19 protein-coding genes are annotated in these 23,975 nt (G+C 59.6%); 7 read left to right on the forward strand and 12 right to left on the reverse strand.

All coding sequences use genetic code 11. From position 1 onward, the window contains the following. A partial coding sequence (locus BN1130_RS01150; RefSeq protein WP_042039794.1) for a molybdopterin-dependent oxidoreductase occupies positions 1–1,410 on the reverse strand: 1,410 nt, incomplete at its 3' end. Positions 1,411–1,719: 309 nt separating this feature from the next. Between BN1130_RS01150 and BN1130_RS01155 the strand changes: the two genes are divergently transcribed. Next, complete coding sequence (locus BN1130_RS01155; RefSeq protein ID WP_042039762.1) at positions 1,720–2,223, forward strand: RNA methyltransferase; 504 nt, start codon at positions 1,720–1,722, stop codon at positions 2,221–2,223. Positions 2,224–2,745: 522 nt separating this feature from the next. Here the strand turns inward: BN1130_RS01155 and BN1130_RS01160 are convergent. Then, positions 2,746–3,501: a substrate-binding periplasmic protein gene (locus tag BN1130_RS01160; protein WP_042039763.1), complete on the reverse strand. Its 756-nt coding sequence runs from the start codon at positions 3,499–3,501 to the stop codon at positions 2,746–2,748. Positions 3,502–3,716: 215 nt separating this feature from the next. On the opposite strand from BN1130_RS01160, the gene BN1130_RS01165 reads away from it, so the two are divergent. Beyond that, positions 3,717–4,148 carry a universal stress protein gene (locus BN1130_RS01165; RefSeq protein ID WP_042039764.1) on the forward strand — a complete coding sequence of 144 codons (432 nt, stop codon included), beginning with the start codon at positions 3,717–3,719 and terminating at the stop codon, positions 4,146–4,148. A 92-nt stretch (positions 4,149–4,240) separates the two neighbouring features. Here BN1130_RS01165 and BN1130_RS01170 read toward each other — a convergent pair whose 3' ends face one another. The 5 genes from BN1130_RS01170 to gpt form a co-directional block, all read right to left on the reverse strand. Then, complete coding sequence (locus BN1130_RS01170) at positions 4,241–5,494, reverse strand: glutamate-5-semialdehyde dehydrogenase (RefSeq protein ID WP_042039765.1); 1,254 nt, start codon at positions 5,492–5,494, stop codon at positions 4,241–4,243. Positions 5,495–5,719: 225 nt separating this feature from the next. Next, complete coding sequence (gene proB / locus BN1130_RS01175; protein WP_042039767.1) at positions 5,720–6,823, reverse strand: glutamate 5-kinase; 1,104 nt, start codon at positions 6,821–6,823, stop codon at positions 5,720–5,722. Positions 6,824–6,912: 89 nt separating this feature from the next. Continuing rightward, positions 6,913–7,305, reverse strand: a complete 393-nt coding sequence (gene crl / locus BN1130_RS01180; RefSeq protein WP_042039768.1) for a sigma factor-binding protein Crl — start codon at positions 7,303–7,305, stop codon at positions 6,913–6,915. A 70-nt stretch (positions 7,306–7,375) separates the two neighbouring features. Continuing rightward, positions 7,376–8,638, reverse strand: coding sequence for an esterase FrsA (gene frsA / locus BN1130_RS01185; protein ID WP_042039769.1), 1,263 nt, complete (start codon positions 8,636–8,638; stop codon positions 7,376–7,378). Positions 8,639–8,793: 155 nt separating this feature from the next. Continuing rightward, complete coding sequence (gene gpt / locus BN1130_RS01190; protein WP_005892554.1) at positions 8,794–9,261, reverse strand: xanthine phosphoribosyltransferase; 468 nt, start codon at positions 9,259–9,261, stop codon at positions 8,794–8,796. Between the two features lie 1,000 nt (positions 9,262–10,261). Between gpt and BN1130_RS01195 the strand changes: the two genes are divergently transcribed. Both BN1130_RS01195 and BN1130_RS23000 read left to right on the forward strand, forming a co-directional pair. Continuing rightward, on the forward strand, positions 10,262–11,713 hold the full coding sequence (locus BN1130_RS01195; RefSeq protein WP_042039770.1) for an aminoacyl-histidine dipeptidase: 1,452 nt from the start codon (positions 10,262–10,264) through the stop codon (positions 11,711–11,713). A 327-nt stretch (positions 11,714–12,040) separates the two neighbouring features. Continuing rightward, positions 12,041–12,163, forward strand: a complete 123-nt coding sequence (locus BN1130_RS23000; protein WP_157013844.1) for a hypothetical protein — start codon at positions 12,041–12,043, stop codon at positions 12,161–12,163. Between the two features lie 210 nt (positions 12,164–12,373). Here BN1130_RS23000 and BN1130_RS01200 read toward each other — a convergent pair whose 3' ends face one another. From BN1130_RS01200 to BN1130_RS01220, 5 genes are all read right to left on the reverse strand, one after another. Beyond that, positions 12,374–13,390, reverse strand: a complete 1,017-nt coding sequence (locus BN1130_RS01200; protein ID WP_042039771.1) for an ABC transporter ATP-binding protein — start codon at positions 13,388–13,390, stop codon at positions 12,374–12,376. Beyond that, positions 13,387–14,382 carry an ABC transporter ATP-binding protein gene (locus BN1130_RS01205; protein ID WP_198135209.1) on the reverse strand — a complete coding sequence of 332 codons (996 nt, stop codon included), beginning with the start codon at positions 14,380–14,382 and terminating at the stop codon, positions 13,387–13,389. The genes BN1130_RS01200 and BN1130_RS01205 overlap by 4 nt, the downstream gene beginning before the upstream one ends. Positions 14,383–14,395: 13 nt before the next feature. Next, on the reverse strand, positions 14,396–16,213 hold the full coding sequence (locus BN1130_RS01210) for an extracellular solute-binding protein (RefSeq protein WP_042039775.1): 1,818 nt from the start codon (positions 16,211–16,213) through the stop codon (positions 14,396–14,398). A 97-nt stretch (positions 16,214–16,310) separates the two neighbouring features. Continuing rightward, positions 16,311–17,354, reverse strand: a complete 1,044-nt coding sequence (locus BN1130_RS01215) for an ABC transporter permease (protein ID WP_084218094.1) — start codon at positions 17,352–17,354, stop codon at positions 16,311–16,313. A 2-nt stretch (positions 17,355–17,356) separates the two neighbouring features. Continuing rightward, entirely contained in the window at positions 17,357–18,382 is a 1,026-nt protein-coding gene (locus BN1130_RS01220) for an ABC transporter permease subunit (protein ID WP_042039777.1), read from the reverse strand. Positions 18,383–19,122: 740 nt separating this feature from the next. On the opposite strand from BN1130_RS01220, the gene BN1130_RS01225 reads away from it, so the two are divergent. The 3 genes from BN1130_RS01225 to BN1130_RS01235 all read left to right on the forward strand — a co-directional run bounded on the left by BN1130_RS01225 (position 19,123) and on the right by BN1130_RS01235 (position 23,974). Continuing rightward, a complete protein-coding gene (locus BN1130_RS01225; RefSeq protein ID WP_042039779.1) occupies positions 19,123–21,735 on the forward strand; it encodes a TonB-dependent receptor plug domain-containing protein in 2,613 nt (870 codons plus the stop codon). A 104-nt stretch (positions 21,736–21,839) separates the two neighbouring features. Further along, positions 21,840–22,604 (forward strand): DUF3450 domain-containing protein, encoded by a 765-nt coding sequence (locus BN1130_RS01230; RefSeq protein ID WP_042039781.1) that lies wholly within the window; start codon positions 21,840–21,842, stop codon positions 22,602–22,604. After that, complete coding sequence (locus BN1130_RS01235) at positions 22,601–23,974, forward strand: MotA/TolQ/ExbB proton channel family protein (RefSeq protein WP_042039783.1); 1,374 nt, start codon at positions 22,601–22,603, stop codon at positions 23,972–23,974. The genes BN1130_RS01230 and BN1130_RS01235 overlap by 4 nt, the downstream gene beginning before the upstream one ends. Position 23,975: the final 1 nt, after the last annotated feature.

Raw genomic sequence — 23,975 nt, forward strand, 5'->3', positions numbered from 1 at the left:
CCACCAGTCGGGACGCGCTTCACCGGGAGCCGGCAGGAAAGGGCGCTGGCGGCTGATGCAGCGCTCCGAGTTGGTGACGGTGCCACTCTTCTCACCCCAGCCAAGGGCGGGCAACAGCAGATTGGCATAGCGCGCCGTGTCGGTCTGCGCCGTCAGATCTGAGACCACCAGAAACTCGCAGCGCGCCAGGGACTCCCGCACCCGGTCGCCATCTGGCAGGGAAGCCGCCGGGTTGCTGCCCAGCACCCAGAGTGCACGGATCTGACCGCTGTGCACCGCCTCGAACAACTCGACGGCCTTGTGGCCAGGCCCCGTCACCATCCGTGGACTGCCCCAGAAACGCTGCAGGCGATCGCGCTCCGCGTCGCTAAAGCCCATGTGTGCGGCCAACTGACTGGCCAGCCCGCCCACCTCGCGCCCGCCCATGGCATTGGGTTGCCCCGTGAGGGAGAAGGGGGAGGCACCGGGCTTGCCTATCCGGCCGGTCAGCAGATGCGCATTGATGATGGCATTGGCCTTGTCCGTCCCCTGATTGGACTGATTGATGCCCTGGCAGTAGAGGCTGAGGGTGCGCGGATGGCGGGCGAACAGCTGGTAGAAACCGAGCAGATCGGAGAGGGCCAGATCGCAATGCTGGGCCACCGCCTCCGGCATCCAGGCGGGATCGTCCAGCTCCCGGGCCAGGGCCGAGATGCCGCTGACATGGGCCGCCACATAATCTCGGTCCCAGATGTCGTGATCGAGCAGGTAGCGGCCCAAGCCGTTCCAGAGCGCCACATCGGTGCCGGGACGCAGGGCCAGATGCAAGTCGGCCTGCTCCGCCGTCATGGTGCGGCGGGGATCCATCACCACCAGCTTGAGTTCGGGACGGCGGCTGCGCGCCTGTTGGATGCGGCGAAACAGTACCGGGTGTGTCCAGGCCGTGTTGGCCCCGGTGATGATGATGAGATCCGCCAGCTCCAGATCCTCATAGCAGGCCGGGACCAGATCCTCCCCGAACGCCCGCTGCTGGGCCACCACGGCCGAGGACATGCAGAGCCGGGAGTTGGTGTCGACATTGGCGCTGCCGATGTAGCCCTTCATCAGCTTGTTGGCCACATAGTAATCTTCCGTGGTGAGCTGCCCGGAGAGGTAGATGCCGATCGCCTCGGGGCCGGATTCCGCCATGATCCGGCTGAACTGGGCCGACATCATAGTGAGCGCCTCGTCCCAGCTGATGCGCTGGCCCTGATGGCGGGGGTAGAGCAGACGCTGGGGAAAGGCCAGGGTCTCCAGCAGGCTGGCCCCCTTGACGCAGAGTGCGCCGCCATTGGCCGGATGAGCGCTGTCCCCCTCGAGCTGCCACTCGCCCGCCTGCTGCGTGACGCTGATGCCACAGCCAACACCGCAATATGCACATGTGGTCTTCATCCTTCCTCCTGCCTGCCCGCAATAAAAAGGCGTCCGCCCCATCGAAGGGAACGGACGCCTCTGTCCTGTCATTGATATTGTTGGTGGTCTATCAGCACAAGATAATGCAAAGAGCTTGCCAGCCTGCCGGACGCCTGCCAGCGCCAACGCTGGACCCTCGCCCTCCCTCATGGCTCCCCAACTCGGTGCAACTGCCCCAGCCTGGACAGGCGAGCGGGGTCCGACAGGGTTGCCAAGCCAGCAAGAGCGGTGGGCTGGGCAGAACGGGGCATGGCCCTTTATAATGGCGCCGCAAACCAGGAGAGCGAGATGAGTGAACAGAACAACAGAGGCTGCGTCGAGTCTGCAAGGGAGACGGGGAGCGACTATGTCGGCCTGGGCCTGGTCAATCCAAAGTCACCAAGCAATGTCGGGGCCGTGCTGCGGGCCGCGGGCTGCTATGGCGCCGACGAGGTGTGCTATACCGGCAGCCGCTTCGAACTGGCACGTCGCTTTGCCACTGACACCAAACAGATGGTGGACAGGATCCCCCTGCTCGGGGTGGATGACTTGCTCGGCGTGATGCCCGCTGGGTGCGAGCCGGTCTTGGTGGACTTGATTGAGGGGGCTACCCCCTTGCCGGAGTTCGACCATCCGGCCCGGGCTTTCTACATCTTCGGCCCAGAAGATGGCACCTTGGAACCGGCGCTGTTCGCCGGGGTAAAACGGGTGGTCTATATCCCGACCCACGGCTGCATGAACCTGGCCGCCACGGTCAATGTCATCCTCTATGACCGGCTGGCCAAACGTCTGCGCACCGGATCACAAGCGTGAGAGCCTGGTCTATATAACCCCATCCCGGGGCTGCATAAACTTGGCCACAACAACCAACGTCATCCTCTATGACCGGCTGGCCAAACGTCTGCGCAAGCCAGAAGAATAAGGATGTGGTCTATCCCCCAGGGATGCATGAGCTTGGCCACTACAACCAACGTCATCCTCTATGACCGGCTGGCCAAACGTCTGCGCACCGGATCACAAGCGTGAGAGCCTGGTCTATATAACCCCATCCCGGGGCTGCATAAACCTGGCCACTACAGCCAACGTCATCCTCTATGACCGGCTGGCCAAACGTCTGCGCAAGCCAGAGGAATAAGGATGTGGTCTATCCCCCCAGGGATGCATGAGCTTGGCCACAACAACCAACGTCATCCTCTATGACCGGCTGGCCAAGCGCCTGCGCACCGGATCACAAGCGTCATAAGAGAGCAGAGGGTGGCCTATATAGCCACCCAGTGACGGCATAAACCTGGCCGTCACGGTCAGCGTCATCCCCCATGATCGGCTGGCCAAGGGTCATCGGTCAGATTGAGTCCGCCTTTCCTGCTTGAGGCCCCGTAAAAAATCACTGTAGTAGTCGAGCAAGTGATTCTCCCGGTAGAGCCTGGTCAGCTCCCCGCTGTCGATGAGACGCGCCATGCCTCTATCCCACTCTTGCTGCAACTTGAGCCCGGCGTCGCTGCGCGCAAAGATGGGGTAGCTTGGCAGCCAGCGCAGGAAGACCCGGCTGACATGGGGTGGCAGAGGGTCATTGGCATAGAGCACCCCCGCACTCAGGTAATAACGGTGGCGCCCCTTGGGCAGCAGCGCCATGGCATCCTGATGGCTGTTCACTTCATGCCAGCGCATCGGCACCTTGATGTACTTGTCGAAGGCCCAACCGCGCTGCCAGAGCACCCGTTGCTGGGCCAGACTCTGCTCTCCCTGCCAGCTCTTGCGCCACTTGTCGAGCATGAAAACCGTCACATCGTCGGCACCGTCCGGATAATGGGGCCAGTGCACCCCCTCCACCTCGTTGAGATAGACCCCCATGGTGATGCCATATCCACCCTTGACCACCATGGCCAGCGCCCGCTTGTAGGGCATGGATTGCGGCTTCACCCGGTAACCGAGCGGCTCATAGATGTGCCGGGCCAAATCCAGATAGAGCCCTCCTCCGTCCGCCTCGCAAAAGCCGGGCCAGTCATCGCAATAGACGGGGAGATCCTCGGCCCGACTCATCAGGGGACAGAGGCAACCGCAGAGCAACAGGATTCGTATCAGTATCTGCATTCCCTCTCCTCTCGCCTCCTGGCACCATGCTTTGGATTATGCACGGCTTACCCAGAAGATCAGTCTGTTCAGGATCACACCGGGCACCATTTTTCAAATTTGCGAGCCAGTCGCAAGTTATTGTGCGGCAAGCAGGTATAACGGTAGGTGAGATTCATTGGTGGCCCATTTGCGATGGGCTACCCCTCATAAACCACTCGCGAAAGGAGCCTTCCATGTCTATCCGCACCCTGCTCTGTCCCGTCGATTTTTCCCAGATGTCCCAACCCGTACTGGACTATGCCGTCTTCATGGCCAAGAGCCACAATGCCAGCCTCAAGCTGATCCATGTGGTCGATCAGCTCCACGGCTTCGACAGCTACAAGATTCTGCACATGACCGCCATCGAGATCACCCACGAGATGGAACGCCACGCCAAGGAAGAGATACAACGGCTCATCGAGACCTTGCCGATCTCCGCCGACTTCGTCGTGCGCTTTGGCCGCGCCGCCGACGAGATCGTCGCCCAGGCCAAGGAGGACAAGGTGGATCTGGTGGTGATGGGCAGCCATGGCCGCTCCGGCATCAGCCACCTGCTGGTTGGCAGCGTGGCAGAATCCGTGGTGCGTCATGCCCCCTGCCCCGTGTTGATCGTGCGCCAAGGCTAATGCACTAGCCAAAAGTGCCAAGCGCCTCTTTAGGAAACAAACATGCCGACCCTGGGGTCGGCATGTCATTGACTGAGGCGCAGCACCAAGACTCAGGGGCGGGAGAGATAATCCGCCTGCCCCACCCACTTGTAGCTGGTCAGCTCGGTCAACCCCATGGGGCCCCGGGCATGCAGCATCTGGGTAGAGACAGCCACTTCGGCCCCCAGACCAAACTGGGCCCCATCGGTGAAGCGGGTCGAGGCGTTGACATAGACAGCGGCAGAGCCTGCGCCATTGATGAAGCGTTCGGCATTGCCCAGATCATTGGTCAGGATGGCGTCAGAGTGACTGGCATTGTGCTCGCGCATGTGCGCCAGCGCCTCCTCCACACCGGCCACCAGCTTGACCCCCAGGGTCAGCGCCAACCATTCGGTATCGAAATCGTCGGCCCCCGCCTCCCGCATACCGTTGGCCCCGTTGAGCTGCGCCATGGCATTGGGGTGCGCCACCAGGGTCACCTTCTGCTCGTTCATCCGCGCGACCAGCTTGGGCAGCAACTCGGCGGCAATGGCGTCATGCACCAGCAGGGTATCGAGGGCGTTGCAGGCAGAGGGGCGCTGCACCTTGGCATTGTCGATGACGGCCAGGGAGCGGGCCAGATCCGCGCTCGCATCCACGAACACATGACTGATGCCAAAGCCGCCGATGATGACCGGAATGGAGCTGTTCTCCTTGCACATCTTGTGCAGACCGGCGCCACCGCGGGGGATGATCATGTCCACGTAGCGATCCAGCCGCAGCAGTTCGGCCACCAGCGCCCGATCCGGGTTGTCGATGTATTGCACCGCCGCAATGGGCAGGCCAGTACTGGCCAGGGCGGCCTGGATCACCTTGACCAGCTCCAGGTTGGAGTGGAAGGTCTCGCGCCCGCCGCGCAGTATGCTGGCATTGCCGGTCTTGAGGCAGAGTGCTGCGATGTCGATGGTGACATTGGGACGCGCCTCATAGATGACCCCAATCACCCCGATGGGCACCCGGCGCCGGGAGAGACGCAAGCCATTCTCCAGCACGCGGCTGTCCAGCTCAGCGCCGACCGGATCGTCCAGGCTCACCACCTTGTGCACGTCGTTGGCAATGCCTGCCAGCCGCTCGGGAGTGAGCAGCAGGCGGTCCAGCATGGCCTCGGACAGGCCGGCTTCCCGACCCGCCGCGATGTCCTTGGCGTTGGCAGCCAATATGGTGCTCTGCCGGGCTTCCAGCTCCTGGGCGATGCTCAGCAGTGCCTGATTCTTCTGGGCCGTGTTGATGGTAGCCAGTTGATAGGCCGCCTCGCGGGCCGCTTGGCCCAATCTCTCCAGACTCATCTTTCGATCCTTTCATATGCCGGCGGGCCCCAGCCCACCACCTAGATTACAGCGATATCATCTCATCGCACGGCATCAACACTACAGCAGTATCATCTCATCGCGCGGGCCATCGCCCTGCACCACGTAGATTACAGCGCCATCATCTCATCGCGCGGACCATCGCCCGGCATTAAAACCACAGCAGTATCATCTCATCGCGCGGACCATCGCCCGGCATCAACACTACAGCAGTATCATGTCGTCGCGGTGAATGGCCACGGCGCCATAGCCATAGCCCAGCAGCGTCTCTATCTGATCCGAGTGAACCCCCCGCAGCCGTGTCAGCTCCTCGTGGTTATAACGGCAGATGCCACGGGCCAGCTCGCTGCCATGGGGATCGAGGATCCGCACCACATCACCGCGCACGAAGATGCCCCTGACCCCGGTAATCCCCTTGGGCAACAGGCTGGAGCCCTTGTCGCGCATGGCGACCACGGCCCCGAGATCGACCTGCACTTCGCCAAGGGGCGGTGGGCCCGCCAGGATCCAGCTCTTGCGCCCCTCAAGGGGAGAGGCCAGGGCCGGGAAGCGAGTGCCGATCCGCTCGCCATTGGCGAGACGCCCGACCACTTCCGGCACCTGACCCGTGGCGATCACCACATCGACCCCCGCCCGGCGCGCCACATCGGCCGCCTGCAACTTGGTCGCCATGCCGCCTGTCCCCAGGCCACTGACGCTGCCCCCTGCCAATTTACGCAGGGTATCGTCTATGGTCTGCACCTCCTCGATCAGCTGGGCATCGGGGTTGGTGCGCGGATCAGCGGTGAAGAGCCCGGTCTGATCGGTCAGCAGGATCAGCAGATCCGCATCGGCCAGAATGGCGGCACGCGCAGAGAGATTGTCGTTGTCCCCCACCTTGATCTCGGCGGTGGCGACGGCATCGTTCTCATTGATGATGGGGATGATGCGGTGGTCGAGCAGGGTGCGCAGGGTATCGCGCGCATTGAGATAGCGCTCCCTGTCTTCCAGGTCGGCGCGGGTCAGCAGCATCTGGCCGACGTGCAGGTCATAGAGGTTGAACAGATCCTGCCAGACCCGGATAAGCTGGGTCTGTCCCACGGCCGCCAGCATCTGCTTGTTGGTCAGGGTCGGGGCCAGAGGGGGGTGCCCCAAATGGGCACGACCGGCGGCGATGGCTCCGGAACTCACCAGCACCACCCGGTGGCCCTGGCGGTGCAATGCGGCGCACTGGCGAACCAGTTCGACCATGTGGGCACGATTGAGCTGGGCAGATCCCCCGGTGAGTACACTGGTGCCCAACTTGACGACTATGGTTTTGTTTTCCATGGAATTGATAAGGCAAAAAGGTAAGGATTCCCTTTATACCCACGCCCCTGCTGCCCTGCAAGGCAATTAACCCCCGCAGGGCAGTCGGGTCAGGCGGCGGTGACGGATAACTCGCGGGTTACCTGCTCCGCGGGGGCAAGTTGGCACTCCAGTTGCGTCAGCTTGGTATTAAGCAGCCGATAGAAGAGTCGCAAGGAGCGGTCTACCTCGACCTGATGCTTCTTGGGGAGCGGCTTGTCTATCCAGTTGCCCTCGCCGTTATAAAAGCCGAGCTGATAGTGGTACTGGAAGTGGTGATCGTCTTGCTCCAATACCAGCCACCAGCCCCAGAACTCCCGCTTGTCCGGCGCCGCCTTGGCGCTGACGCAGACCGACAGGCAATCAAAGTAGTAGCGCCCCTCATGACAGAGGTCTTCCCTGAGATAAGGGCCAATGGCGGCAAATTGCCGCAGCAGGCGTTTATAGGTGACTCTTTCTGGCATGTTAACCTCCGTGTTGAACAAGCAGTGCCATCACATCAACCGGGATACTGACGGCGTAAAAAGAAGATATTCAAGTACATAGATGTTGCTTGAGCCAAGTTACCGTTTCGTGAAGCGCCTGGTCATAGACCTCCCGCAACGGCTGCTTGTCAAACACCACCGCCTTGCCATTGCGGCTGCAGGCGGCCAGTGCCCTGACATCAGACTCTGGACAGATAAAGTCCCGCTTGTGACCGATGCTGAGGATGGGCACCGAGGTGCGCGTACTCATCAACCCCTGTTTTTTCAGGGAAAACACCTGACTCTTGGTGCGGATCTGTTCCCAGTCGGCGGCATTGGTACCCAGCCTGTTAGCCAGACTATCACGCATCATGCGCGGACACTTGGCAAAAAGCGATGGGTCGGCGAAGCACTGATTCACCCCGGCACCGATGCAGACCACGGTACGTAATTTGAACGGTTCAATGAAGGCGAGTCTGGCCGCTATGTTGCCCGCAAAGCGAAAACCCACCATGGCAATGCGCTGGTGATCGACCCAGGCCACCTCGGCCAGATAGTGCAACACGGCTTGATGCAGGCGGCTGGTGTCCTGCACCAGGGGCCAATGTTCGGCGTAGCCGATGCCCGGCATGTCGAGGGAGAGCATGCCAATGCCATTCGGGGCCAAATACTTGCGATAAAAATTGAGGTAATCGAGCTGGAGTGAGTCGATGCCCCCGCTCACCATCACCAGTGGCACCGGCTTGTCGATGGTCGGCAGGTGCAGGTAGCCCTGAATGTGTTTGCCGCGAAACGGCACCTGTATCTCTTTGAGCGGCACCTCGAACAGGCGCCCCGCCTCCCGATAAGCGAGATTGCCGAGCAGTTGAGCCTGATCGGCCAGCTCATCGTGTTTGAGATGGGGATAACTGGCGATGGAGTAGTAGCGCACCGCCTTGAGCAGGGCATTGATTGCCTCCGGACGCTGACCGGCGTCGGCCAGGGCTCGCCCTTGCTTGAAGTGACCGCCGGCCTGCTGGCTCCATTCAAAGACCCAGTTGCCTGGCACATAGCCCTTGATGGTATCGAGCAACTCAGGGTGGCTCCGCTCCCCCTTGCCCATGGCGATCCGGGCCAGGGTCTGCTCCACCTCGACCGGATCCGCCCCTTGCCAGGCCCAGGAAGGGCGGCGCAGCAAACGATACCAACTGCGCACCGCAGAACCGTCGATGAAGTCCTCCGTCTCAGCCTGGGGCTCAAGGGGACTGCTGTTCGATATCTCCGAGGTCTCCTGGACCTTCTTGACTCGGGTAAAGAGTTGCTCGGTCAAGTTAATGTCGTCGTTTGGCTTCACAGCATCGTCTCATCGCCATCAATCAGTGACCCATCTTACCCAGGTTTTGTCATGGCAGACCACCCCAGACTGGCCCCATTGCCACGCCACAACGAAACAGGGCCCCCGAAGGAGCCCTGTGTATCAACAAGCGGTGCCCGCAGAGGGCGTCGGCATTACTGCTCTTCGCAGATGGGCGTGGTGAACTCCAGCGCCATGTCCCAGGGTTGCTCAATCCAGGTGTCTTGCGGAATGGCGACTTCGAAGTCATCCACCAGCGGCTCGCCGAGGGGCTTGGCGAAGATGGTGATGAACTTGGCTCTTGGATAGAGCTCGCGAATGGCCTTGGCGGTACCGCCGGTGTCGACCAGATCGTCAACCACCAGCCAGCCTTCACCGTCCCCGGCGGTGGTTGCGGCCTTGACCACAGTCAGCTCGCGCTGGTTGTTGTGGTCATAGCTGGAGATGCACAGGGTCTCTACGTTGCGAATGCCCAGTTCACGAGCCATCAGGGCCGCGGGCACCAGACCACCACGGCTGACGGCGATGATCCCTTTCCACTGGCTGACAGGCAGTTGGCGACGAGCCAGACGACGGGCTTCCCGCTGCAGGTTATCCCATGACACGTAGAATTTCTTAGGCATGCTATCGATCTCGACAAGTTATTTTAAAACAGATGAACACTTGAAATTTATTACCTGCCAACGCTCGTCCCCGGAGTGATACCACAGGGTCCTGCACCAAATTCAGCTTGCACTCGATCCCGCTCGGGCTAAGCAGCCGGGCCGGAAACGAACAAAAATAGAGAGGCAATCTGGGCTCACCATGACAACGCATCGCAAGGGATGGGCATGGACAGGCTATTGGGCGGCTATATTAGCACCCTTTCCCGGTGAAAAGGTTGGCAAACGTATGCCTTTTTATCAGCAAACCGGAAGGTGAGTATCGTTTGATGCCGCCCTCTGGGCCCAGAGATCGGCGAGGAAGGGGGAGCTGTTCAGGCAGCCTTGGCAGGGAAACGAGACGGGGATGGGGATGGGGGCAGCCCAAGGGGATATGGCGTTCAGCAAGAGAAGAAGGCATAAATGACGGGCAAAAAAAAAAGCAGGTGGAGGAGACCTCACGCCTGCTGTTTTCTCTACCTGGGTCCATGGCGCTCGCCTCTGGGCCCTATCGCCGCTTAACGACGATTGACAAAGGCATTCGGATAGCTGAAGCCCTGGGTGTAGAGAGAGGGGGTAAACCAATAAGTTGCGCTACTGCCTGACATATAAACTCCTGATTGCTTAACAAGTTACGTACCTTTATGCGGGCTTGAATCCTTAAGCTGACACTCGGTTCCATGGAGGCGCACTTGCTTTGCTTCGGTTCCCTGGAGGCACTTCTCGTCATCCTGACAGTGGTGGAGACCACGGAGGACAATTTACCAGCATCATCGTAAAACTCAATATTTTTGTGATGTGAGTCACAAAAATAAATCACCAGTTTTGGGCGTCACACCAGCTTGCCAGCCTGGCCAAGGCGAGTGACGGCCATGATTTGTGCTGATCGCTCACAGTTTTACGGGATTGACTGTATTATCGTTACCCTCTTCATCAGGCCCTGGTGGGCCCGGTTATTTCCCGTGCTGGTAAGGAGTCTGACGTGGCACCTCTTAGTTCTCTATCTCCCAAACTGATTTGGCACTTCTTCGAACAGATCTGCGCCATTCCCCATCCCTCCAAGCATGAGGCCAAGCTCAGTGCCTGGATCACCGAATGGGCCCTGAGTGAAGGGCTGGCGGTCAAACAGGATCCCGTGGGCAACCTCATCATCAAAAAGCCCGCCACCCCTGGCATGGAGAACCGCAAGGCCGTGGTGCTGCAAGCCCACATGGACATGGTGCCCCAGGCCAATGCCGACACCCAGCACGACTTCGCCACCGATCCCATCGATGCCTACATCGATGGTGACTGGGTCACCGCTCGCGGCACGACCCTCGGCGCCGACAACGGCATGGGCATGGCTGGCTGTCTGGCCGTGCTGGCCGACAAGAGCATCAAGCACGGCCCGCTGGAAGTGCTGCTGACCACGGACGAAGAGACCGGCATGACCGGCGCCTTCGGCCTGGAAGCGGGCTGGCTGGAAGGCGAGATCCTGCTCAACACGGATTCGGAAGAAGATGGCGAGGTCTACATGGGCTGCGCCGGTGGCGTGGATGCCAATATCCGCTTCCCCCTGGAGCAGGTTGCTGCCGGTGAGGGCGCAGGTTTCGAGCTGCACGTGAAGGGACTGCGCGGCGGTCACTCCGGGGTCGACATCCACCGTGGTCGTGGCAACGCCAACAAGCTGCTGGTACGCCTGCTCAAGGCGGCGGAGCCCCTGGGCGTGCGCCTTGGCGATATCAGCGGCGGCACCCTGCGCAATGCCATTCCCCGCGAAGCCCGGGCCAAGCTGCTGGTGCCCGCAGCCAGTGTCGCGGGCTTCAAAGCTTTGGTCGACCAGTATGCTGGTATCTACCAGAGCGAGCTGGCCGCCGTCGAGGCAAACCTGACGGTCTTGCTGCAAGAGCAGGATGCCCCGACCAAGCTGCTCTCTGACGATCTGCAGCGCCGCCTGCTCGACGCCCTGATGGCCTGCCCGAACGGGGTGATGCGCATGAGCGATGCCATCCCGGGGGTGACCGAGACGTCGACCAACCTGGGGGTCATCAAGACCCTCGACAACGAAGTCTATGTCCAGTGCCTGATCCGCTCCCTTCATGACACGGGTCGCGAGAGCGTGGAGCAGATGACCCGCTCCCTGTTCAGCCTGGCTGGCGCCAGCTGCGAGTTCACCGGTGCCTATCCGGGCTGGGCACCGAACGTCAACTCCCCCGTGATGGCGCTGGTGCGAAACAGCTACCAGACCCTGTTCGGCGACCTGCCCAATGTCATGGTGATCCATGCCGGTCTGGAGTGCGGCCTGTTCAAGAGCGCCTACCCGGATTGGGACATGGTCTCCTTCGGCCCGACCATCCGCGGCGCCCACGCGCCGGGCGAGAAGGTGCACATCCCGGCGGTCGAGCGCTTCTGGCAGCTGCTGGTCCATGTGCTCGAGCAGATCCCTGCCAAATAAGACCCAGGCAGTCCAACATGCCCCGCCTGGTGCGGGGCATGATCCAGGCCCCACTCATCTTTTCGCCCTCTCCCCCCGCCTCTCCTGCTTGCTTTTTGCTGACTCACGGACCGCAGCGGCTGCCCTGCCACCAAGATTTTTCCCCTGAACCGGCCTGCAACCGCTTTCTGAAAACCTATCCATGAGCCGACTTGCACAGGAAAACCTTTTCCAGGAGTTTTGTTGTTTAATTACCTCAAAATTTGATCTGCATCACATTAATCGCTAGGATTGAACCGTGACCTTTGTCACAGAAACATCCCAGACAACAGAGCGACGAGGTGAATCATGTTTGAGAACCTGGCAGTGCTGTTCCACCTTAAAGGTGCCACCAGCAAGAAAAAAGGCAGTGTTGAAAAAGACACTTATGCCCCGGCCACTCGTAACTACTACTTCCGTTACGGTGCCTAATCACAACGGCAATCATGTCGTTATTAACCAACAAAATACCTATCAATACCACACACAGCCGCCATGCCATCCGGCACGGCAGTCCTGCCCAGGCCTCTGTGCGCACGCACTCCCAGGCCGAACCTGAACGCTACCAATGAAGATGGGGCCCACGGGCCCCATTTTTTAATTCCCTTGCCCCCGGCTCCCTCATCTCCAGGCTCTCATCCTTCAGATCACCTTTCCCAGTGACACCGGATCCTGCGTCGGCACCTCCTGAAGCGGCAGCGGGAAGTGGCAGGCCACCAGATGGGTCTCTCCCGCACAGGGGTCGAGCTTGGGTGGCTGGCTGCGACAGCGTTCACCGGCATGGGGGCAACGCTGATGAAAATGGCAGCCTGGGGGGGGTGAGATGGGCGAAGGCACATCCCCGCTCAGCAAGATCCGCTGATTGCGGCGCCGCGGATCAGGCACCGGAATGGCGGAGATCAGCGCCTGGGTATAGGGATGGCGCGGGTTGCGGTACAGCTGCTGGGCCGGGGCTATCTCGACGATGCGCCCCAGGTACATGACGGCGATCCGGTCCGAGATATGCTTCACCACCGACAGGTCGTGGGCGATGAAGATGAGGGCCAGGTTCATCTCCCGCTGCAGGGTCAGCAACAGATTGATGATTTGCGACTGCACCGACACATCCAGCGCCGACACCGCCTCGTCGCAGACCAGCAGCTTGGGTTTGAGCGCGATGGCGCGCGCGATGCCGATTCGCTGACGCTGCCCCCCTGAAAACTCATGGGGAAAACGATCCGCCGCCGTCTCGGGCAACCCGACCTTGCCGAGCAGCTCTCGCACCCACAGTTGCCGCTCGCTGCGACTCCCCTTACGGTGAATAATGAAAGGCTCCTCCAGGATCTGACCCACGGTATGGCGACCATTGAGGGATTCTGCAGGATCTTGAAAGACGATCTGCATCTCCTGGCGCAGGGATCGCATCTCCCGGGCACTCAACCCCGTGATATCCCTCCCCTCGAAACAGATTTGCCCCGCCGTGGGTTCAAACAGCTTGAGCAGGGAGCGCCCCAGGGTCGACTTGCCGCAGCCAGATTCCCCTACCAGCCCCAGCGTCTCCCCTTGCTTGAGATCGAAGCTGATGCCATCCACCGCGTAGACGGTGTACTTCTTCTGCAGCAGGCCGCCGCCCATGACGAAGTGCTGCTTGAGCCCTTTGACACTCAACAGTGGCGTCATACCCGGATCTCCTTCCAATGATGGCAAGCCACGGCGTGCCGGTTTTGAAGCTGCTCCATGGGCGGCACCTGACTGACGCAGATGTCGCTGGCATGGGGACAACGGTTGGAGAAACGGCAACCCGCCGGCATCTCAAAGAGTGCAGGCACCTGGCCCTTGATGGTGTTGAGCAGGGTCTTGGGCTCATCTTCCAGGCGAGGGATCGAATTCATCAGGCCATGGGTATAGGGGTGATGGGGCTGCTCGAACAGATCAAATATCTGGGCGCGTTCCACCGCGCGCCCGGCATACATGACCACCACCTCGTCACACAGCTCGGCCACGACCCCGAGATCATGGGTGATGAAGAGAATGGCCATCCCGGTCTGGGCTTGCAGCTCCTTCATCAGCGCCAGGATCTGGGCCTGGATGGTGACATCCAGCGCCGTGGTCGGTTCGTCACAGATGAGCAAGTCTGGCTCGCAGGAGAGCGCCATGGCGATCATCACTCTCTGGCGCATGCCGCCAGAGAGGTTATGGGGATAGACATTGAACCGCGTCTCGGGCTCCGGCATCCCCACCTTGCGCAACATGGCGATGGCGGCCTCCTTACGCTGGGCCTTGCTGTACGCAGGCCTGTGCAGGGTGAATACCTCCACCAGCTGGGCGCCTATGGTCTTGACCGGGTTGAGTGCCGTCATCGGCTCCTGAAAGATCATGGCGATCCGATTGCCGCGCACCTTGTACATCTGCTCCGGACTTAAATTGAGCAGCTCCTCCCCCTGAAAATTGATGGATCCCGCCACCACCTGACCATGAGGCTTGGGCAGCAGTCCCATGATGGCCAGGGAGGTGACGCTCTTGCCGCAGCCAGACTCGCCGACTATCCCTAAGGTCTGGCCCGCCTGCACCTTGAAGCTGACGCCGTCCAGCACCTTGATCTTGCCGTCATCGACACTGAACTCCACCTCAAGATCCCGAACGTCCAGGATGGGCACCTTGCTTATCGACATCTGACTCACCCTCTCAACTGCGTGCATAGGTCTTGTCGACCATGTCTTGCGAGGGCAGGCTCTCGCCCGCATCCCTGGCTTGTCTGGTCTCTTCCTCTGCCTTGGGATCGAGCCAGAGCAAGCCACCACTGCTATAAGGGTAACCGTCCATCGGCCAATAGAGCTGATCCGGCGAATTTCGGGTGGCAGGCACCTCGGGCAACATCACATAACGCCAGGCACTGGCCCGCACATAGTTGAGCTGGGCACCGGGCACGAAGATGGCCAGATCGTAGATACGCTGCTGAATTTGCTGGGAGAGCTTGGCACGCTTGTCGGTGTCGAACTCGCTGCCATAGGTATCGATCAGGGTATCGAGCGCCTTGTCCGCCACATTGAAGAAGTTGTTGGTCTGGGGCTTGTTGGCATTATCCGAGTGGAAGAACTCCCAATATTGCGGATAGAGGCCACCGCCACCCCAACCAAGCCAGGCCGCCTCATGCTTCTTCTCCAGCATCACCTTGAAGCCGGTCGCGCCATCGACCAGGTTGAGTTCCAGATCCAGACCCGCCTTCTTGGCCTCCTCCTTGAGCGCGGTCAGCCGTTTGGTGTGCTCAGTGGTGGCATAGGTGATGGCCAGACTGAGCCGCTCCCCCTTGCCATTTTGCAAGATACCGTCCGGTCCCGCCTTGTCGAATCCACCCTTGGCAAAGTAGTCACGGGCCTGATTGATGTCATAGGTACGCTCGGGTAAGGCAACCTCGGTGAAGGCACCAAAGCCTGAGTCAAAGGTGGTGGCGCGCTGATAGTCGCCATAGAGCACCGTCTTGATCATCTTGTCGATGTTGAGGGCGTGCTGGATACCGAGCCGGACATTGATATCGGCCAGCTTGGGATTGGCAATGTTGAGGTGCAGCCCCTGAGCGCCCTGCTTGGTGTCCGTCATGGCCATCACCTTCTTGACCAGCCCCTGCTTGTACTCCTGGGTGTTGGCCTTCTCGTGCCACCAGTTCGGCAGCAGCATCTCGAAGCTGTCAAACTCCCCCTTCAGGAAGTGGCGAAAGGCGATGTTGCGATCACGAATGACCTGCACCTTGATGGTATCGACGTTGAATCTGTGCTGGTTGTAGCGATCGCTTTGGGCCCACCACGCCTTCTGCTTGCTGAAGGTGATGGACTTGCCCTTCTTGACCTCTGTCATCACATAGGGCCCTGTGGTCGGCACCAAGGCCCAGTTGTACTTCTTCACCCAGTTCTCATCGAGGGTGTAATAGTGCTTGGGTTGCGGCCACAGCTCAGTGGTATTGAGCAAGTCCAGTTTGGCCTTGGGGTTACCGGCCTTGACCAGGATGGTGTGCGCATCAATCTTCTCTACCGCCACCACCTCGGTGGTGTAGTAGTTGTTAAACCAGGGGCCCTTGATGTGCTTGGATCGCATCATCTCGTAACCGAAGGTGTAGTCATCGGCGGTGACCGGCTTGCCATCAGACCACTTGGCGCGCGGATCCAGCTTGAAATAGACGGTCTGATTGTCAGGGGCGATGGCCCATTGAGTCGCCAGCGACGGAATGGGGTTGCCGGTATTGGGATGAAAACTGATCAGCCGCAGCTGGTTATCCAGGATATAGGAGCGGAAGGCGCCATTGGAATCAGGCCCTACGGTGCGAAAGGTCAGCGGAAAACTGTCGACAAACATATTGAAGGTGCCGCCCGGCAGCGCCTTGGCAGAAGCAAACTGAGGATCCTGATCATTGGTCTCCCAGACCAGCCCCTCCGGCAACGTCGCCGCCCACACCCATTGCCCGTTCACCAGCAGGAAGAGGGCCCCTATCCATTTCATCTTGTTGTTCATCTTGACCTCCTGGTCACTGCATCCCTGCACGGGGCACTGATTGATAACGGGTAACATTCACAAGGTGCGCCCGCCTCTGCAGAGGCGTGGCGACCACTCATTGATAACGGGTAAATTTACGAGGATCGAAGGCTTCACGCACCGCTTCCCCGATGAAGGAGACCATGATCAGCACCAGACTCACCGCCACCACCACGGAGCTGACGATCCAGATGGCATCCAGATTGTTGATGCCCTGGGAGAGCAGCTCTCCCCAGCTGGGGGTCGGCGGCGCCAACCCGAAACCGAGGTAATCGAGCGCCGTCAGGGTCGAGATGTTGCCGACCACGGCGAAGGGCGCCAGGGTCACTATCATCACCAGGGTATTGGGCAGTATGTGGTTGAAGATGATCCGCTTGGTGCTGGCACCCTGGGCCCGCGCCGCCATCACATAGTCTCGCGCCCGCTCCTTGTAGGTGAGGGTGCGCATGTACCAGGTGATCCCCATCCAGCCGAACAGCACGTTGATGCCGACAAAGAGGCCGAAGTTGGGCTTGGCCAGGGAGACCAGGATCATGATGACGTAGAGGAAAGGCACCTGGGACCAGATCTCGATAAAGCGCTGCAAGAAGAGATCAAACTTGCCGCCCAGAAACCCCATCATGCAGCCAATGCTGACACCGATGAGGTAACTCGCCACCAGGACGATGAAGGCAAACCCGATGGCGATGCGAAAACCGTACACCAGCCGCGCCAGCACATCGCGACCACTGATGTCGGTGCCGAGGACGTGGCGATCCGCCAGGCTGGGGGCGTAGGGCGGGTAGACATCTTGCTTGAAGTCTTGCTCGTAGGGATTCCAGGGCACCGGGGGCAGCAGCACCCAGTTTCCGTTGTTCTCCTGCTCGAACTTGCCCTGCAACTGCCGGTAATTGGTCTCGTATTGGTAATCCAGCCCGAAGTGCTGGCCCGGGATCACGTCACCATAGGTGGGGAAGTAGAGCTCCCCCTGATAGTTCACCACCAGCGCCCGGCTGTTGACCAGCAGCTCCGCCAGCAACGCCAGCATCACCAGGGTTGAGAAGATGATGAAGGAGTAGTAACCCCGCTTGATGGACTTGAAACGCTTGAGCTTCTTTAGCGTGACCGGATTCAGGTTCATGATCATTCTCCAAACCGCACGCGGGGATCTACGAGGGCAACGCAAATATCCGAGACGATATTGCCTACCAGCATCAGCATGGAAGTGATGGCGAGTATGCCCATGACGGTGGGGTAATCCCGCTCGACGATGGCCTCGTAACCGAGCAGACCGATGCCGTCGATGTTGAAGATGGTCTCAATCAGGAAGGAGCCGCCAAAGAAGACGGTGAGCACCGACCCCAGGTGGCTGGCGATGGGGATCAGGCTGTTGCGCATGGCGTGATCGGTCACCGCCTTGCGAAACGGCAGCCCCTTGGCCACGGCGGTGCGCACATAATCCGCCGACAGGTTCTCCATCAGGCTGTTTTTCATGGTCATGGTGAGAATGGCAAAGTCGCCGATGGCATAAGCGATAAGCGGCAACAAGGCGTGGGAGAAGACGCCCACTATCTTGTCCCAGCTGCTCTCCATGTACTCGAAGTCATCGCCGGGGAAGCCCCCCATGGGCAACCACTCCAGGTGAAACGCGAAGACGGTGATGAGGAAGATCCCCACCACATAGGCGGGCAAGGCATAGGCCATGTAGATGAGCATCGAACTGATGGAGTCGAAACGGCTGTTGTGTTTGAGCGCCTTGGCCACCCCGAGCGGGATGGAGACCGCATAGCTGAGCAGGAAGGTCGCCAGCCCGAAGAAGGCGGTGACGGGTAGCCTGTCCTTGATGAGATCCCAGACCGGCTCGTAGTAACGGGTCGACTCCCCCAAGTCCAGCACCACCAGCTTCTGCAGCCACTCCCAATAAGCGATCAGCATCGGCTTGTCGAGACCATAGAAGGCCTTGAGTTCCTCGATCTGTTCGTCGGAGAGGGCCTGGCCGCCTTTGCTGCCGCTGGATCGCCCGGATTCATTTTGCGAGACCTGAGCTTGCAACAGCATGCGCTCGACCGGGCCGCCCGGTACGAAACGGGTGACGGTGAAGACCAGCAGCGTGATGCCTAGAAACGTCGGGATGATCAAAAGCATCCGACGTAAGAAATACGACAGCATGGTGGGTTAAACCTCGTCCTTGTTGTTATTGTGTGGCCAGTCATTTCCTGTGACTGGCCTCTCCTTCCTGGCACGACAAGCTGGATTGACTGGCAATTTGACAAACAATCCGCTCGGCCACTGTAAAACCTCTGCAACAAAAATCAAGTAAAACGAGCCCTTGGTCTCCTCTCATCCCCTTGCATGTCGCAACAGTGTAAATCACTGCACTTTTTTTGCTGAAAACTTAAATTCGAAATAAAAAACCACTATTAAAAAAAATATTTAAAGAATTTAAGTTTTGTTTCATTCATGTGACAAAAGAACGGAAGACGCATAAAATCAACAGGTTAACCCATATCATTAAATTAGCTATAAAGAAGCAATAGACAGCCACCTCATCTGACCAGCCAATCTATTTATCGGGTCACCCTCGACACTCAGTAGTTAAAAATATCGTGAACGGCTGGAAAAGTGAGATGAAACTCAACAAGACCCCATCGTTAGTAATAAGTTCCGCATTAATCAAATACTTCACCAAAAAGCGCATTAACATTACATTAACCTTTCATTTTGACATGCGTCAGAATATATAACTAAGAAAACGTTGTGCATTTAATATTGTGCCGCCACAAAACGCGATCTCCCCATACAGTGCCCATCAATTGACTCCCGCCGCCAAAACTTGATAAGCCTTACGCACTGCTCCAACGAGGGCGGTTCAGGAAGCAAACAATAAACAACCAGGAAGGATATAAGCGATGCTTAGGAAAAGCAGGATCTCTGCTGCCATCGCGTTCGCGTTGGCGAGCGCAGCAGCAGTAGTGGCCCCCTCTGTCTATGCCGAAGAAGAGGGCCAATCCGTTGAACAGCTGCAGAAAATCAAGGTCACTGGCTCACGCATTTCCCGCGTCGATGTCGAAGGCTCCACCCCTGTCGTCTCCGTCAGCAAGGCCCAGATAGAACAATCCGGCCAGCAAACCGTCGCTGACTACCTCAAGCAGGCCTCCTACAACTCCTTCGGCGGCGTCTCCCCCTCTTCGGGCAGCTCCTTCCAGTCCCAAGGCACCGTCGGCCTGCGTGGCCTGGGGTCAGAGCGAACCCTGGTACTGCTCAACGGCAAGCGGGTCGCGGGCTCCCCCACCATGGGTGGCACCGCCATCAACCTCAACACCATCCCCATGGCGGCCGTTGAGCGGGTCGAAGTCAACCTGGACGGCGGCTCCGCCATCTATGGTTCCGACGCCATCGGCGGCGTGATCAACGTCATCCTCAAGCAAGACTACGAGGGTCTGCAATTCCAGGGTCGTCTCGGTAGCCCGTCTGAAGACGGCGGTGACGAGAAGAGCGGCTCCGTCATGGCAGGTATCACCGGGGAGAAAGGCTCCCTGATGGCCGTCTATGAGCACGACAAGAAAGACATCATCTACTCCCGGGATCGCGACTATCTCGTCAAGCAGGGCAAGGAGGCGCCGAGCGCCTATGGCCGCAACGTCGAGGGCGTCACCGGGGTAGACGGCAATGGCGATGCCCAGTGGAAATATGGTCCCCTGGCGGGCGCCACCGATGCCAATGGCACCTGCAAAGAGCCCTTCACCAACTTCGATGGCGGCTGTAACTATGACTACGGTCAGGTCGCCGCCAAGACGGCTTCGCGCAGCCGGGATACCCTCTATCTCAACGGCCGTTATCACATCAACGACAGCGTCGACTTCGTGCCGCAGATAGTCGCCTCCCGGGTCGAGAGCTTCGGGCGCTTCGCCCCGGCAGCAGGCTCCTTCACCGTGGATGCGGCCAACCCGAAAAATGCCGCCTTCTACCAGCAAAATGGCCTGGATGCCGCCGCCACCGAGAGCCTGGGGGAAGCCGCCTACGTCTACTACCGCTTCAACAACGTCGGCACCCGCGACAACCTGGTCACAGATACCACCGGCAGTCTCAACCTGGCGTTCGAGGGCACCCTGCCCACCGAAGCGGTCGGCGATCTGATCTGGAACGCCGGTTACATGTACTCCAAGACCGACAACAAGGAGAACGGTACCGGTTACGTGCTGGCCCCCGCCGCCCAGCAGGCTGTTGCCGATGGCAAGTTCGTCAATGGCGAGTTTGATGCTGACACCACGGCCTCCATGGCTGCCGACACCAGCCGCCGCGCCACCATGGACTTCTACCAGTGGTATGCCGGTGTGCAGTGGGATATGGGCGAACTGCCCGCCGGCCCGGTCAGCTGGTATGCGGGCGCCGAGTACAACGACTGGGTCTATGCCGACAAATATGATTCCCAATCGGAAGCGGGCAACATCATAGGGTCGTCCGGCAACTCCTCGGGGGGCGATCGCAACGTCACCGCCGTCTATGTGGAGACCCTGATCCCGATACTGGAAGAGGTCGAGCTGAGCGTCGCCGGTCGCTATGACAAATACAGCGACTTTGGCAGCGCCTTCTCCCCCAAGGCCAGCCTGCGCTACCAGCCCCTGGACAACCTGATGTTCCGTACCTCCTGGTCGCAATCCTTCCGCGCCCCCAGCCTGCAGGATCTCTATGCTGCGGACTCTTATTCAGCGGACTGGGCCAAGGATTACGTCTACTGCCAGAACAACGGCATCTCGGCAGCCGACTGCCCGAACCAGCAGTACAATACCACCCGAACCTCTAACGAGGAGCTGCAGGAAGAGACGGCCAACACCTTGAACTTCGGTGCCAGCTACAGCCCAATCGACGACCTGAACTTCTCCCTGGATTACTACATCATCAAGATTGAGGATGTCATCCAGCTCAACTCCACCCAGTCCATCATCTATGACGAGCTCAACAACGGCGGCTCCAGCCTGGTCGAGCGCCGCAGCGACGGCAAGATCCGCAATGTCACCTCTCCCATGGTCAACCTGGGGGATCTGAACACCAGCGGCCTGGACTTCAAGGCGGATTATCGCTACGACCTGAACTTCGCCACCATCCGCTATGACTTCGGCAGCACCTACATCCTGGAGTACAAGGAAGGTCTCTACGCCGGTGGCCCAGAGATTGACAAGATTGGCCAGAACGGCAAGCCGCAACTGCGCTTCAACTCAGGGGTCGGCGTGAACGTGCCTCAGTGGTGGAACATGGATACCTATCTGAGCGCGAACTACATCGACTCCCAGAGCCAGGACTATCTCGCCGACAGCGGTGAAGAGACGGGCCACATCGCCTCCAACACCACCTGGAACCTGAACGTCGGGGTTGATACTCCCTGGGATGGCAAGCTGCAGGCCGGTGTGAAGAACATGTTCAACCGTATTCCATCTCTCGAGAGCGATGGCTTCACCTATGACGAAGACATCTACAGCATCGACGGTCGCATCTACTACCTCGACTACACCCAGAAGTTCTGATCCCTGTGCTGACATAACAGTAAGCCGGCCCCCGGGCCGGCTTTACCCAAGGTCCAAAGAAGTAACGGAGATAGGGTAATCCTATGAAAACAAGGACGATTACAATGAAGAAAGCGCTTCTGGGCAGCCTGATCTCGGCCGCTCTGTTGACCAGCTTCAACCTGAGTGCCGCCACCGCAGGCCAAGCCGTGGACACCCAGGCCGCCACCGACAATGCCTCGAAAGTGTCTCAGCAAAAGATTGATAGCTACGCCGAAACCGCAGAATCCGCCCTGGCCCAGTACAAGGCGAGTCTGCGTCAACTCGACAGCCTGCACGTCTATAACGAGCAAGTCGGCAAGATGGTCGACTCCCAGAGCAGCGAGCTGGCCTCGATGCAGCGCCAGATAGCCCAGATCGATCAGACCAGCACCGAAGTGGTGCCGTTGATGCTCAAGATGATCGACGCCCTCGACCAGTTCGTCAGCCTGGACTTGCCATTCCAGAAAGTGGAGCGGGAAGACAGGGTGGCCGCCCTGACCCACCTGATGGACAGGGCCGATGTCACCATCTCGGAAAAATACCGCAAGATCCTCGAGGCCTACCAGATCGAAGAGGGCTTCAGTCGCACCATAGAGGCCTACAAGGCCAGTCTGGAAAAAGATGGCGCCCAGAAGACCTATGAGTTCCTGCGCGTCGGCCGCATCGCCCTGCTCTACCAATCCCCGGACGGGATGGAGACAGGGGTATGGAACAAACAGACCCGCCAGTGGGAAGCCCTGCCCCAGGAGTATCGCAGTGCAGTTGAACAAGGCCTTCGCATCGCCAAGAAGCAGGCTCCTCCTGCCCTGATCAAGCTGCCGGTTCACACTGCGGAGAAAGCATCATGAAAGGACTCAGACTCACCATAGCCTCGCTGATAGCGGGTGCCGCCCTGTTTACTCTGCCAGTCACCGCCGCCGAGAAGCCGGTGGATCTCAATGCCCTGCTGAGCCAGATCAAGGCCGACAGCCTGACCGAATCTCAGCTCAACAAGGAGCGGGAGGCCCGCTTCCTGGCCGACAAGAACGAACAGGCCAACTTGCTGGCCAAGGCCAAGGCGGATCTCGCCGCCGAGACCGCCAAGGGCGATCGGCTCAAGGCCAGTTTCGACGCCAACGACAAGCAGCTGACCGAGCTGACCGAGACCCTGCGCCAGCGCGCCGGCAACATGGGGGAGATGTTCGGTGTGGTGCGTCAGTTCGCTGGCGAGTTCAAGGGCATCTTCAACGCCTCGCCGCTGCGGGTCGAGCATCCCGATCAGGCGCCGCTGCTGACCAAACTTGCCGATAGTAAGGAGCTGCCCTCCAGCCAGGAACTTGAAGCCTTCTGGACCACCATCCTCAGTCGCATGGTCGACGCGGGCAAGGTGAGCCAGATCCCGGCTACCGTCGTCTACGGCGAAGGCAGCCAGGCTGATAAAACCGTCACCCAGATTGGCGAGTTCAACACGGTCGCCGATGGCAAGTACCTGAACTTCGTCCCCGAAACCGGCAAGTTTGAAGAGCTCTCCCGTCAACCGGACAGCAAGATGACCTCCCTCATCGCCGACTTCGAGCAGGGCGGTGCCGGGCTTGAACCCATCTATGTGGATCCGTCGCGCGGCGTCATCCTCTCCCTGCTGGTGCAATCCCCTACCCTGGCCGAGCGCATCGATCAGGGCGGCGTGGTCGGTTACGTCATCCTGGCGCTGGGCGCCGTTGGCCTGCTGATCGCCCTGTTCTGCGGTGCCCGTCTCTCCCTCATCGGCGGCGCCATGCGCAAGCAGATGAAGTCAGACACCATCATCAAGGGCAACCCGCTGGGTGAGATGCTGACCGCCTATCAGGGTCACAAGGGCGACAACATCGAAGATCTGGAGTCCAAGCTCGACGAGGTGATACTGCGCCATGTGCCGACCCTGGAGAAGGGCGTGGGCATCATCAAGCTGATCGCCTCGGTCGCCCCCCTGCTGGGTCTGTTGGGGACAGTGGTCGGCATGATTGCCACCTTCCAGGCCATCACCCTGTTCGGTACCGGCGATCCCAAGCTGATGGCCGGCGGCATCTCCGAGGCCCTGGTCACCACCATGCAAGGCCTGGTGGTCGCGGTGCCCATGCTGTTCCTCTACACAGTGGTACAGACCCAGAGCCGTCGCCTGATCCAGATCCTGGAAGAGCAGAGCGCGGGTTTCGTGGCCCGTTATCAGGAAGGTCTGCACGCCGCCAAAGCAGCAGCCTAAG

This window comes from Aeromonas rivuli, assembly GCF_000820045.1.
Classification (GTDB): Bacteria; Pseudomonadota; Gammaproteobacteria; order Enterobacterales; family Aeromonadaceae; genus Aeromonas; species Aeromonas rivuli.